The sequence below is a fragment of the Streptomyces sp. NPDC002868 genome, assembly GCF_055563295.1.
Genome location: NZ_JBVHDR010000011.1, coordinates 164,088 through 176,545 on the forward strand (window position 1 = coordinate 164,088; position 12,458 = coordinate 176,545).

11 protein-coding genes and 1 tRNA gene are annotated in these 12,458 nt (G+C 69.8%); 9 read left to right on the plus strand and 3 right to left on the minus strand.

The window, feature by feature from the left end; genetic code table 11:
* Positions 1-3: 3 nt before the first annotated feature.
* Entirely contained in the window at positions 4-1,017 is a 1,014-nt protein-coding gene (locus ACZ3H8_RS29275) for an HNH endonuclease (protein ID WP_467406998.1), read from the minus strand.
* Between the two features lie 220 nt (positions 1,018-1,237).
* Here ACZ3H8_RS29275 and ACZ3H8_RS29280 point away from each other — a divergent pair, with 220 nt between their 5' ends.
* Complete coding sequence (locus ACZ3H8_RS29280) at positions 1,238-1,753, plus strand: YwqJ-related putative deaminase (protein ID WP_467407000.1); 516 nt, start codon at positions 1,238-1,240, stop codon at positions 1,751-1,753.
* A 10-nt stretch (positions 1,754-1,763) separates the two neighbouring features.
* Positions 1,764-2,255 carry an SUKH-3 domain-containing protein gene (locus tag ACZ3H8_RS29285; protein WP_467407002.1) on the plus strand — a complete coding sequence of 164 codons (492 nt, stop codon included), beginning with the start codon at positions 1,764-1,766 and terminating at the stop codon, positions 2,253-2,255.
* Positions 2,256-2,347: 92 nt separating this feature from the next.
* Here ACZ3H8_RS29285 and ACZ3H8_RS29290 read toward each other — a convergent pair whose 3' ends face one another.
* Entirely contained in the window at positions 2,348-3,685 is a 1,338-nt protein-coding gene (locus ACZ3H8_RS29290) for a sensor histidine kinase (protein WP_467407003.1), read from the minus strand.
* 177 nt (positions 3,686-3,862) lie between these two features.
* On the opposite strand from ACZ3H8_RS29290, the gene ACZ3H8_RS29295 reads away from it, so the two are divergent.
* From ACZ3H8_RS29295 to ACZ3H8_RS29325, 7 genes are all read left to right on the plus strand, one after another.
* Positions 3,863-3,934, plus strand: a tRNA-Gln gene (locus ACZ3H8_RS29295).
* A gap of 109 nt (positions 3,935-4,043) precedes the next feature.
* A complete protein-coding gene (gene glmU / locus ACZ3H8_RS29300; protein ID WP_467407006.1) occupies positions 4,044-5,492 on the plus strand; it encodes a bifunctional UDP-N-acetylglucosamine diphosphorylase/glucosamine-1-phosphate N-acetyltransferase GlmU in 1,449 nt (482 codons plus the stop codon).
* A 109-nt stretch (positions 5,493-5,601) separates the two neighbouring features.
* Positions 5,602-6,579 carry a ribose-phosphate diphosphokinase gene (locus tag ACZ3H8_RS29305; RefSeq protein WP_307662944.1) on the plus strand — a complete coding sequence of 326 codons (978 nt, stop codon included), beginning with the start codon at positions 5,602-5,604 and terminating at the stop codon, positions 6,577-6,579.
* 246 nt (positions 6,580-6,825) lie between these two features.
* Complete coding sequence (locus ACZ3H8_RS29310) at positions 6,826-7,419, plus strand: 50S ribosomal protein L25/general stress protein Ctc (protein ID WP_467407010.1); 594 nt, start codon at positions 6,826-6,828, stop codon at positions 7,417-7,419.
* A gap of 112 nt (positions 7,420-7,531) precedes the next feature.
* The gene (pth, locus tag ACZ3H8_RS29315) at positions 7,532-8,125 is read left to right on the plus strand and encodes an aminoacyl-tRNA hydrolase (protein WP_467407012.1); all 594 of its coding nucleotides are present in this window, start codon (positions 7,532-7,534) and stop codon (positions 8,123-8,125) included.
* 97 nt (positions 8,126-8,222) lie between these two features.
* Complete coding sequence (locus ACZ3H8_RS29320; protein WP_467407304.1) at positions 8,223-8,642, plus strand: hypothetical protein; 420 nt, start codon at positions 8,223-8,225, stop codon at positions 8,640-8,642.
* A gap of 188 nt (positions 8,643-8,830) precedes the next feature.
* Complete coding sequence (locus ACZ3H8_RS29325) at positions 8,831-9,496, plus strand: PT domain-containing protein (RefSeq protein ID WP_467407014.1); 666 nt, start codon at positions 8,831-8,833, stop codon at positions 9,494-9,496.
* Between the two features lie 73 nt (positions 9,497-9,569).
* On the opposite strand, the gene ppc is transcribed toward ACZ3H8_RS29325, so the two are convergent.
* Entirely contained in the window at positions 9,570-12,299 is a 2,730-nt protein-coding gene (ppc, locus tag ACZ3H8_RS29330) for a phosphoenolpyruvate carboxylase (RefSeq protein ID WP_467407015.1), read from the minus strand.
* Positions 12,300-12,458: the final 159 nt, after the last annotated feature.

A 12,458-nucleotide genomic window follows, 5' to 3' on the forward strand; every position in this document is an offset into this window, starting at 1 on the left:
CCGTCACCCCTCGTCCGAGATCGGGACGGCGTGCGCAAAGCCGCCGTCCACCATCAGGTTCGCCACGGTCTCCAGTTCCGGCGGATTGCCCGCCAGGCGCTGCAGAAAACCGTCGAAGTCGTCGCCGCACGGCAGCAGCAGCCGCTCCACGCGCTCCTGCACGCTCCAGCCGTCCTGGTCCCGTGCGTCGTCGTACGCGCAGAACCACACCGAGCCGACCGCCGAGCCCTTGACCTTGACCGCCAGGATCCCGCCCTGGACGAACGCGACGCCCAGGTAGTCCTTGGTCAGGTGGTCCCGCAGGCACTTGTTGACGTACACCAGGTCATTGGCCCCGGCCTCGTCCCGCACCGTGAAGAACGGCTGGTCGACCAGCAGCCCCAACTCGGCGTCGAGCGCCGCCCCGACCGGGGCGCAGCCGCCCGCCGCCTTGAGGAAGGAGCGGTAGGCGCCCGGCAGGCGGTATCCCAAGTCCTCCTCGACACCGAGCAGTTGATGCTCCGTCACCGACACCACGCCCTTGGGCAGGCCGAAGTGCGCGGGGCGGGTCTCCTGCAGCGGCCGGGTGCCCCGCTTGCTCTGGTCCACCGGCGTCGTCGCCAGGCCGCCGTGATGCCGCAGCAGCGCCTTCACTTCTACCGGGACCAGCTCGAGACGGCGGGTGCCCGGCACGTGGTGCCAGGTCCAGCCGTGCGGCGTGGCGACCGCGGGAATCGTGTCCCACAGCGCATGGCCGTCGGCGTGCAACGCCGCATTCGCCGATACATAGTCGGTGAGCCGCAGTTCATCGACGCCGAAGCCCTCCGGGGGCTCGGCAATCTGCGCGGCGGCACGCGCGTACAGCGAAAAGTCCGGATAGCCGTTCTCGTCCACGCGCACACCTCTAGGGTGGCGAGAGGCCCGGACCGGATCCGGGAAGTTCACGACCTGCCCGGCGTAGGCCGCGTTAGGTGGCGCGGTTTGTCCCCCGGCCCGGGGGCCGGGAGGTGCCCCCAGCCCTTGCCGACCTGTCGTCATGGCGGTATGCCCCCTGCTGCGTTCCGGCTGGTTCAGGACAGCCTATGCGGTGCGGCAATAGGGAGAACCGACGCTCCGGTTCCGTCACGAACAGTCACAATCGAGTGACCGTTTGCCGACGGGTCGACACGTTTCAGTGCCCCAGCTTCCGCACCCCCCGCCCCATTTGGCAGGCTGTCCCCGCAACTCGGGGGATTGCAGGGGAGGGGACGACAGCACCATGCACACAGCGCAACCAAGTACGTCTGGCACCTCAGGTGATCCACGCCTCAGTTGGAGCAGCACCGAGGCCCACCGCCCGCCCGCCCTGAACCACCGCCGCGACGGCATCCTGCCCGCCGTCGCCGCCGCCCTCTCCGTCCGCGGTGAGACCCTCACCTGCACCGCGGGAAAGGGCGACCAGCCGCCCGTGCTTCACGCGCTCGTACAGGATTTCCTCGATACCCTCACCAGCGGCCAGCGCGAACGCTTCACCGGCCGCTGCCCCGAGGCGATCCTGCTCTCGCGCCATCTCACCGCCGCCGAGTCGCAGCGCTCGAAGCGGGCCCAGCGCAAGCCGCTGACCCACAGCGAGGCGCGGCGCACACTCAAACAGTCGAAACTGACCGCACGCCGCATCCGGGAGGACGGCGACCCGCTGCACGGCAGCTACGCACCGCCCTGCCGTTCCTGTACAGCGATGCTCGACCACTTCGGGGTACGCCCCGTCGCCCCGACCGCACCCAAGAACGGCTGAACCCGCACCGATGCCCGACCACCTCAGCACCACCCGGTTCCCGGTCGCGGTCGACGCCGCCCTGCGCGAGGCGGGGTGGCAGCCCGGCCGCTGGGACATCAAGCTGGCCGAGCACTGGGCGGACACGCTGCGCGCGCACGCCTCGCCGGCCGGCCACCGGCACGCGGTGTTCCCCGCGGCCGTCGAGGCCTGGGCGGAATTCGGCGGGCTGCGCGTCACGGCGCCCGGCCCCGGCCGGCAGACGGCCCCCACGCCCGTGCGCTTCGACCCGCTGGCCGGGCTCCACCTCGCCCGTACCCTCGCCGATCTGGGGCGCGCGCTGGACACCGAGATCTCCCCGCTCGGGGAGGAGGGCGACAACCAGGCGGTACTGGCCATCGACGTCGAGGGCCGGGTCTACAGCCTCGACCACACCGGCGACTGGTACCTCGGCCCGGACATCGACCAGGCGCTCGCCACGCTGGTCACGGGCGCCCAGCCGGCCCGGCTCATGCTCGGCTGAGCCCAGGGCCGACCGGAGCCGCCAGGGGCCGACCGAGGCCGATCAGTACAGGTCAGCACAGGCCGGTACAGGCCAGTACAGGCCAGTACAGGTCAGAGCTGCTGCTCGCCGTACCCGTCCCGGTCCGGCAGCACCGCCGACACCCGGAAGCCGCCCACGTCGGTCGGCCCCGACACGAACACCCCGCCCAGCGCAAGCACCCGCTCCCGCATCCCCACCAGGCCGTTGCCGCCGCTCGGCAGCCTCGCGGCCGCTGCCGCACCGTCGGCGTCCGGGGCGCCGTTCTCCACCTGCATGGCGACCTCGGCCCCGCGGTGCGCGAGCCGCACCATCACCTTCGCGCCGGCCGCGTGCTTGTGGACGTTCGTCAGAGCCTCCTGGACGACGCGGTATGCAGTCTGCTCGACCTCCGGCGCATACTCCCGCCCCTCGCCCTGGACCACGAGCTCGACCACCATCCCCGCCTGCCGCGACTGGCCGACCAGACCCTCCAGGTCGGCGAGACACGGCCCGTCCTCGGCGGCGGCGGCCGCGGCTGCGGCCGCCGCGACGCCCACCGCGGCCAGCGGCACCGGCTTCGCGGACCGCTGCTCGTCGTCGCCCGCCCGCAGCACGCCGAGCATCTCGCGCAGCTCGGTCAGCGCCTGCCGGCCCATGTCCCCCACCAGCGCGGCGTTCTTCACGGCCTTCTGCGGGTCCTTGAGCGCCACCGCCTGCAGCGCGGCCGAGTGCACGACCATCAGGCTCACCCGGTGCGCCACGACGTCGTGCATCTCCCGCGCGATCCGGGTCCGCTCCTCCGTACGCGCCCACTGGGCCCGCTGCTCGGCCCGGTCGGCCAGCAGCGACAGCTCCTGCTCCAGGCTGTCCGCGCGCTCCCGCAGACTCTCCATCAGCCGGCGTCGGGCCCCTATGTAGAGACCGAGCAGCACCGGCGGCGCGGTCAGGCCGAGCGACATGAAGCCCGCCATCGTCGGTACGTACCAGGCGCCGGGCTCCGGATCGAAGTCCGCGGACTGCACCTCCTGGCGTACCCGCACGAACGACACGATCAGCGTCGCGGTCAGCGACATCCCGGCGAGCGTCGCGGTGATCCGGCGCGGCACATCGGACGCGGCGAGCGTGTAGAGCCCGACGATGCTCATCAAAAAGCCCATCTCGGCGGGCGTGGTCGCGATCGACACCAGCACCACGGCGATCGGCCACCGCCGCCGCAGCACCAGCACGGACCCGACGACCAGCCCGAACAGCACCCCGACGGGCACGGGAATCGCGGCCTTGTCCGCGAACCCCACACCCTCCAGAGCGCACTCGAAAGCGGAGACGATCCCGAGCCCCACGTCCAACGCGACACTGCGCCACCGTCTCCACCACAGCCAGCCACGGGCGGTCGTGCCCGTGCCGTCCTGGTGTTCCCCCGTTGTGGTCATGCCTTCCAGCCTACGGGCGGGTGCGACTCATTTTCCGGGGAGTGCGGGGCGGCTTTTGTGGGGAGTGCGGGGCAGCCTGAGGACAAGTACCGTCGCACCGAGGGCGGGTGGTACGGCATAGTGTGGGGTGCCCAGTCGGCAGCCCGGGGGTAATGTCCGGAATGATCGACTCAGCTATCCCCTGTGGTGTAATTGGCAGCACAGTGGCTTTTGGTGCCATTAGTCCGGGTTCGAGTCCTGGCGGGGGAGCCTCTTTCATCGGGTTCTGACTCTCACTGTCAGGACCCGCCCTTATTTCACTCCTGAAACCCCCCGGTATCCTTCGGATGTCCACCACCCGAAGCCGAAGGGCATTCCCGTGAGCGCCAACCGCCCGGCAGCCGTCGTCGTCCTCGCAGCGGGTGAGGGCACCCGCATGAAGTCGAAGACCCCCAAGGTCCTGCACGAAATCTGCGGGCGCTCGCTCGTCGGACACGTCGTCTCCGCCGCGCGCGAGCTGGACCCCGAGCACCTCGTCGTCGTCGTCGGCCACGCCAGTGAGCAGGTCAAGGGACATCTCGCCGAGCAGTACGCCGGCACCCGCACCGCCTACCAGGCCGAGCAGAACGGCACCGGGCACGCCGTCCGGATGGCCCTCGAAGAGCTCGGCCAGACCCCCGAGGGAACCGTCGTCGTCGTGTGCGGCGACACTCCCCTGCTCTCCGGCGAGACGCTCACCGCGCTCGCCGCGACGCACGCCGCCGACGGCAACGCCGTCACCGTGCTGACCGCCGAGGTTCCGGACTCCACCGGCTACGGCCGGATCGTGCGGGACGGCGTCACCGGCGCCGTCACCGCAATCGTCGAGCACAAGGACGCCACCGAGGAGCAGCGCGCGATCCGGGAGATCAACTCCGGGGTCTTCGCCTTCGACGGGCAGCTGCTCGCGGACGCGCTCGGCAAGGTGCGTACGGACAACAGCCAGGGCGAGGAGTACCTCACCGACGTCCTCGGCATCCTGCGCGAGGCCGGTCACCGGGTCGGTGCGTCCGTCGCCGGCGACCACCGGGAGATCCTGGGCATCAACAACCGCGTACAGCTGGCCGAAGCGCGCAAACTGCTCAACGAGCGTCTCCTGGAGCGGGCGATGATGGCCGGTGTCACGGTCGTCGACCCGGCGTCGGTGCTCGTGGATGTGACGGTGACGTTCGAGCCGGACGCGATCGTGCACCCCGGGACGCAGCTGCTGGGCGCGACCCATCTCGCCGAGGGCGCCGAGGTCGGCCCCAACTCGCGGCTGAAGGACACCACGGTCGGCGCGGGCGCGCGGGTGGACAACACGGTGGCGGACAACGCGGAGATCGGGGAGTCGGCGTCGGTCGGCCCGTACGCGTATCTGCGTCCCGGCACCCGGCTCGGCCTGAAGGCCAAGGCCGGTACGTACGTGGAGATGAAGAACGCCACGATCGGGGAGGGCACAAAGGTGCCGCATCTCTCCTACGTCGGCGACGCGACGATCGGCGAGTACACGAACATCGGCGCCGCGAGCGTGTTCGTGAACTACGACGGCGAGGCCAAGCACCACACCACGATCGGCTCGCACTGCAAGACCGGCTCGGACAACATGTTTGTGGCTCCCGTCACGATCGGGGACGGCGCGTACACCGCGGCGGGCTCGGTCATCACCAAGGATGTACCGGCCGGTTCGCTGGCCGTCGCCCGCGGCCAGCAGCGGAATATCGAGGGCTGGGTGGCTCGGAAGCGCCCCGGAAGCGCCGCCGCACAAGCAGCGCAGGTGGCAACGGAACCGGTCGCCGACGAGAACTGACCGGAAACGGGTGCGTCGATCTCGGCGTACCGTGATACGTGCACACAAATTCGGCTGGCTCACGCTCAGTACGCCCGTGGCCAGAGAACACGTCTGAGGAGACAGTGCTGTGACCGGGATCAAGACGACCGGCGAGAAGAAGCTGATGCTCTTCTCCGGCCGCGCCCACCCCGAGCTGGCCGAGGAGGTCGCACACCAGCTGGGTGTCGGCCTGGTGCCGACGAAGGCCTTCGACTTCGCGAACGGCGAGATCTACGTCCGCTTCCAGGAGTCGGCCCGCGGTGCGGACTGCTTCCTGATGCAGAGCCACACGGCTCCCATCAATAAGTGGATCATGGAGCAGCTGATCATGATCGACGCTCTGAAGCGGGCCTCCGCCCGGAGCATTACCGTGATCATCCCGTCGTACGGCTACGCCCGTCAGGACAAGAAGCACCGTGGCCGCGAGCCGATCTCGGCCCGGCTGATCGCCGACCTGCTGAAGACCGCGGGCGCCGACCGCATCCTCACGGTCGATCTGCACACCGACCAGATCCAGGGCTTCTTCGACGGCCCGGTGGACCACCTCTCCGCGCTGCCGGTGCTTGCCGACTACGTGGGCGCGAAGGTGGACCGCAACAAGCTCACCGTCGTCTCCCCCGACGCCGGCCGGGTGCGCGTCGCCGACCGCTGGTGCGACCGCCTCGACGCCCCGCTGGCGATCGTCCACAAGCGCCGCGACAAGGACGTCGCCAACCAGGTGACCGTCCACGAGGTCGTGGGTGAGGTCGAGGGCCGCGTCTGCATCCTCGTCGACGACATGATCGACACCGGTGGCACCATCTGCGCCGCCGCGGACGCACTCTTCGCGCACGGCGCGGAGGACGTGATCGTGACGGCGACGCACGGCATCCTGTCCGGCCCGGCCGCGGACCGTCTGAAGAACTCCAAGGTGAGCGAGTTCGTGTTCACGAACACGCTGCCCGACCCGGGCGACCTGGAGCTCGACAAGATCACGGTGCTGTCGATCGCGCCGACGATCGCGCGTGCGGTGCGTGAGGTGTTCGAGGACGGTTCGGTGACGAGCCTCTTCGAGGAGCAGGGCTGAAGGACGTACGAGAAAGGGCCGTTCCCGCCGGGAGCGGCCCTTTCTCATGCCCTGCCGGTGGCTGAGCTCGGGACCTCTTGATCGAATTGGGTGGCTCGGGGCACTCCGAGTAGACTGTCGAAGTTGCTCGGCGAGGGAGGCCGCACTTTTCGGTGCGGCGGTCCGTTATCGACGCGCTCTTCGTAGCAGGCCTGTCGTGGCCGGGTGACCGCCACCAGAGTTTTTTCTGCAATACGAGGAGTGCACATGTCCGAGGTGAAGCTCGCCGCCGAGATCCGTTCCGAGTTCGGCAAGGGTGCGGCCCGTCGCGTCCGCCGCGAGAACAAGGTTCCCGGTGTTCTGTACGGTCACGGCTCCGACCCGATCCACATCACGCTGCCGGGCCACGAGCTGCTGCTCGCCCTGCGTACGTCCAACGTTCTGCTCTCCCTGGACATCGAGGGCAAGACCGAGCTGGCCATCCCGAAGGCCGTGCAGCGTGACGCGATCAAGGGCTTCCTGGAGCACGTCGACCTGCTCATCGTGAAGCGCGGCGAGAAGGTCAACGTCGAGATCCCCGTGCACACCGAGGGCGAGCTGGCCCCGGGTGCATACCTGGTCGAGCACGTGCTGAACGCCCTGCCGGTCGAGGCCGAGGCCACGCACATCCCCGAGTCCGTCACGGTCTCCATCGCGGGCCTCGCGGCCGGTGACTCCATCCTCGCCAAGGACGTGCCGCTGCCGTCCGGCACGACCCTGGCCGTCGAGGACGACACCGTCGTCCTGCAGGTCCTGGCCGCGCAGGCCGAGGAGCCGACCGCCGAGGCCGAGGCCGAGGGTGAAGAGGCCGCCGAGGCCTGAGCCGTAAGCTCTGCCTGAGCTTGGCTTGACGGGGTGGCGGGCTGCGGCCCGCCACCCCGTTTCCCTGTGGGTACGAACGCCCTTACGCCTTACGCGAGGAGACGCAGCGCAGATGTCCGAGGTGAACAGCCCCTGGCTCATCGTGGGCCTCGGCAATCCCGGGCCCGACTACGCCGCGAACCGGCACAACGTCGGGTTCATGGTCGCCGACCTGCTCGCGGAGCGCATCGGCGGCAAGTTCAAACGTGCACAGAAGGCGCAGGCGCAGGTCGTGGAGGGACGGATCGGCGCGCCCGGGCCTGAGAACCGGCGGGTGATCCTCGCCAAGCCGATGTCGTACATGAATCTGTCCGGCGGCCCGGTCAGCTCGCTGCGCGACTTCTACAAGGTGCCGGTCTCCAACATCGTCGCGATCCACGACGAGCTGGACATCGACTACGGCATGCTGCGGCTGAAGCTGGGCGGCGGCGACAACGGGCACAACGGCCTGAAGTCCATGACCAAGGCGATGGGCGCGGACTATCACCGGGTGCGGTTCGGGATCGGCCGCCCGCCGGGCCGGATGCAGGTCGCGGACTTCGTACTGAAGGACTTCTCGTCCACGGAGCGCAAGGAACTCGGCTACCTGGTGGACCGGGCGGCGGACGCGGTGGAGTGCCTCATGGCGGAGGGCCTGGAGCGGGCGCAAAGTACGTACAACTCCTGATAAGGCCGGGCCCTAGGTTGACCGAGCGCGGTCGCATGGCCAAGGATCGCGCGTTGTGAACCGGACTCACTTGCTCCTCTACGGTCGCCGGGCGGCTATGGCCTGTGTCGCCGCGCTGCTACTGGTGGCCGGTTTCTGGTCGTCGTGGGGCACGGCCCAGCACGTCCTGCTCGCGAAGGGCCGGGAACACGGCACGCTCACGGTCGCCGGCTGCGGCGCGGACACCTGCACAGGACCGTACGACCCGGAGGGCTCGGCCGCGCCCCGCACAGGCATGACGATCGAGAAGTCGATCGCCGTGAAGAAGGGCGCGAAGCTCCCGGTGGTGGTGAAGCCGGGCACGGAGGAAGTGGTCCGCACAGGCACAGCGGGCGCCCTTCACGCCTGGCTCCCGTTCGGCGGCGCACTACTCCTCGCTGCCCTTGTCATCGGCGGCGGCCTCAGACTGACCCGGCTCGCCTGGGCGACGGCGGCGGCGGGCGGCGCGCTGCTGATGGGAGCGTTCTTCGCGCTCTGAGCCCGGACTCCCGGAGCCCCCAACCCCCTTGCCTGAACCCCGCATTCACCTGATCGTTATCCAGGACTATAGGGACAAGTGCTGACTCTTGGTGCAGATGCGTCACTAGTTGGCTTGACGGGCGCGCGAGTTCACAGGACGCTGAGCCGCCCCCCACGGCACCCACCCTCTCTCACGTTGGATTGCCCATGCGCACCCTTACGTCCACAGGCGCCCTGGTGGCAGCAGCGGCGCTCTCGCTGTCGGCCGCTCCATCCGCGTTCGCCACCCCGCCCGGCGACAACGGCACCGTGAAAATCCACGATGCCAAGACCGGCGAAGAGCTCCGCAAGAACGAGCCGCACGTCTGCTCCTTCTACCTCGACGCCTTCGGTTTCGACGGCGGCCAGGAAGTCGACTGGAAGATCGTCGAGATGCCGCCCACCGGCACCAAGGGCACGGTCGCTGACAGCGGCTCACTGACCCTGGACGGCGAGGGTCACGGCCGCACGGACGACAAGACCCTGCCCGACGGGCACTACAAGCTCGTCTGGAACTTCGACGGTGAGCACGGCAAGGCCAAGCACAAGGTCTTCTGGACCGACTGCGAGGACGACGGCGAGCCGAGCGGGGAGCCGACCGGCAAGCCTTCGGAGAAGCCCTCCGAGAAGCCCTCGGAGGAGCCGACGGCGAAGCCCACCTCCTCCGCTTCCACGGCTCCGACGGCCGCCCCGTCCCCGTCCCCGGCCGGCGGCGGTGACCTCGCCGAGACGGGCTCGAGCGCCCCGATCGGCGCGATCTCGGCGGTCGCCGCGGCCCTGGTCGGCGCGGGCGGCTACCTGATCGCGCGCCGCCGCAAGGCCCAGCAGCACTGACGAGTGCCAAGGCACTGACGCACACCAGGAACGGCCCCCTCCCCGCGCGGGGAGGGGGCCGTTTCGCGTGTCGTCAGCCGGTGTTGCGCAGCCCCGCCGCCACACCGTTGACCGTCAGCAGCAGCGCCCGCGACAGCAGCGGGTCCGGCTCCTCGCCCCGGGCCGCCGCCTCGCGCTGGCGCGCAAGCAGCGAGACCTGCAGGTAGGAGATCGGGTCCAGATATGCGTCGCGGATGCCGAATGTCTGCTGCAGCACAGGGTTCGAGCCCAGCAGCCGCTCGCCGCCCGTGACCTTCAGGACTTCGCTGACCGTCAGCGCGTGCTCCGCCTCGATCGTGGCGAAGACATGCTTCAGGTCATCGGGGACGAGCGTGTCCACGTAGTGCCGGGCGATCCGCAGGTCCGTCTTGGCCAGCGTCATCTCGACGTTCGCGATGAAGTTCTGGAAGAAGTGCCACTGCTCGTGCATCTCGTCCAGGACCGTGTCCAGACCCGCCTCACGCAGCGCCTTCAGGCCCGAGCCGACGCCGAACCAGCCCGGCACGATCTGCCGCGACTGCGTCCAGCCGAAGACCCACGGGATGGCCCGCAGACCGTCGAGGCCCGCCCCCGAGTCCGGCCGGCGGGACGGCCGCGAGCCCAGGTGCAGATCCGCCAGCTGGTCCACCGGCGTGGAGGCGAAGAAGTACGCGGGCAGGTCCGGGTCCTCGACCAGGCGCCGGTACGCCGAGTGCGCCGCGTCCGAGACCGTGTCCATCGCCGCGTCCCAGCGCGCCAGCGCCTCGTCCGACTGGCGCGGGGCCGTGTGCAGCGCGGACGCCTGCAGCGTCGCCGCGACCGTCAGCTCCAGGTTCTCCCTGGCCAGCGACGGGATCAGATACTTGTCGGAGATGACCTCGCCCTGCTCGGTCACCTTGATCTCGCCCTCCAGCGTGCCCCACGGCTGCGCCAGGATCGCGTCGTGCGAGGGGCCGCCGCCGCGGCCGACCGTGCCGCCGCGGCCGTGGAAGAGCCGCAGCCGTACGCCGTACCGGTGCGCCACATCACGCAGCCTGCGCTGCGCCCGGTGGATCTCCCACTGCGAGGTGGTGATGCCCCCGAACTTCGACGAGTCGGAGTACCCGAGCATGACCTCCTGGACGTCGCCCCGCAGCGAGACGAGCCGCCGGTACGAGGGATCGGCGAGCATCCCGTCCAGGATGACGTCCGCGGCCTTCAGCTCGTCCGTGGTCTCGAGCAGCGGCACGATGCCGATCTTCGCCCAGCCCGCGTGCAGATCGATCAGCCCGGCCTCACGCGCCAGCACCGCCGCGGCGAAGACGTCGTCCGCGCCCTGGCACATCGAGATGATGTACGACTCGATGACCTCGGGCCCGAAGCGCTCAAAGGCTTCCTTGACGGTGTGGAAGACGCCGAGGGTCTTCTGCCCCGCGGCGTCCAGCGGCGCGGGTGTCGGCGCCAGCGGCCGCCGCGAGCGCAGCTCCTTGGCGAGCAGCTTCTGCCGGTAGTCCCGCGGCATGTCCGCGTACCGCCAGGACTCCTCGCCGAGCCGGTCGAAGAGCTGCCCGAGCGCATGGTGATGCGCGTCCGCGTGCTCGCGTACGTCCATCGTCGCGAGCTGCAGCCCGAACGCCGCGATCGTGCGGATCGTACGGTCCATGTGGCCGTCGGCGAAGAGGCCGCCGCGGTGCGCGCGCAGCGACGTCTGGATGAGGGTGAGGTCGTGCAGCAGCTCGGCGGTGCCGAGGTAGTCGCGGCCCTCCTCGTGCGGCGTGCCCTTGGCGAGCCGCTCCCGGGTGTTGACCAGCTTCTGCCGGATGCAGGTGGCCTTGAGGCGGTACGGCTCCTCGGCATTCAGCCGCTTGTAGCGGGGGCTGATCTCCGGCAGCCGCTCCAGATCGCTCTGCAACGACGTGAGCAGCTCCTCCGTGGCGCCCGCGTAGCGGATGGAGTTGGAGAGCAGTCCGCGCAGATAGTCGATGACCTCGATGGCGTCGCCGATGCCGTGCTCGTGCTGCAGGATCAGCACCTCCCACGTCACCGCGGGGGTGACATTGGGGTTGCCGTCACGGTCGCCGCCGATCCAGGTGCCGAAGGTCAACGGCCGTGTCTCCGGGGGCAGTTCGACGCCCACCCGCTCCAGTTCCGCGGACAGGTCCTCCAGCACGTCTCCGACGGCGCCCGCGTGCAGCTCGTCGAGGTAGTAGATCGCGTTGCGCGCCTCGTCGGCCGGCTCTGGCCGCACCACACGCAGCTCGTCGGTCTGCCAGATCAGGTCGATGTTCTCGGCGAGCCGCAGATCGTGCCGGCGCCGGTCGGCCGGGCTGACCGGGGCCTCGAGGAGTTCGGCGATACGGCGCAGCTTGTTCAGTACGGAACGCCGCGCCGCCTCGGTCGGGTGGGCGGTGAACACCGGCCGTACGTTCAGATTCTTGACGGTCTGGCGCAGATGCTCGGGGTCGGCGTCCTTGAGCCAGTCCGCGGTACGGGCCAGCAGCCCGCCCTCGGCGGCCCGCCGCTCACGCATCTCATGGCCGCGGTGCACCTGCTCGGTGACGTTCGCCAGATGGAAGTAGGTGGAGAAGGCGCGCACCAGCTTGGCCGCGGTCTCCAGGTCGGTGTCGCCGAGCAGCTCGGCTGCGGCCTCACCGTCGCTGCGCGTCAGGGCCCGGACCCGCTCGACGAGCTCCAGGAGCTCGGGGCCCTCCTGCCGGACGAGGGTCTCGCCCAGTAGATCGCCCAGGCGGCGGATGTCGGCGCGCATTTCGGCGCTGGCGGTGGAGGTCTGGTCGGCACTGCTCACAGGTGCGGCTCCTTGCAGTGTTTGAGCACGTCTGGAGGGTTCTGGAGGCTGCGGACCGCGCTGTCCGACGACACCCAGGATAGGTGTCCATTTCCCTGACGTTATCCACAGGTCTCTTGCCGCGAGGCTGCGCGCTGCCATACTTACGATGCCGTAGGT

Bases quoted from the DNA above. Each gene is read 5' to 3' on its own strand.
- ACZ3H8_RS29275 (WP_467406998.1), bottom strand. From the start codon at position 1,017: ATGACGACAGGTCGGCAAGGGCTGGGGGCACCTCCCGGCCCCCGGGCC.
- ACZ3H8_RS29325 (WP_467407014.1), top strand. From the start codon at position 8,831: ATGCGCACCCTTACGTCCACAGGCGCCCTGGTGGCAGCAGCGGCGCTC.
- ACZ3H8_RS29310 (WP_467407010.1), top strand. From the start codon at position 6,826: ATGTCCGAGGTGAAGCTCGCCGCCGAGATCCGTTCCGAGTTCGGCAAG.
- ACZ3H8_RS29280 (WP_467407000.1), top strand. From the start codon at position 1,238: ATGCACACAGCGCAACCAAGTACGTCTGGCACCTCAGGTGATCCACGC.
- ACZ3H8_RS29320 (WP_467407304.1), top strand. From the start codon at position 8,223: ATGGCCTGTGTCGCCGCGCTGCTACTGGTGGCCGGTTTCTGGTCGTCG.
- ACZ3H8_RS29290 (WP_467407003.1), bottom strand. From the start codon at position 3,685: ATGACCACAACGGGGGAACACCAGGACGGCACGGGCACGACCGCCCGT.
- ACZ3H8_RS29285 (WP_467407002.1), top strand. From the start codon at position 1,764: ATGCCCGACCACCTCAGCACCACCCGGTTCCCGGTCGCGGTCGACGCC.
- pth (WP_467407012.1), top strand. From the start codon at position 7,532: ATGTCCGAGGTGAACAGCCCCTGGCTCATCGTGGGCCTCGGCAATCCC.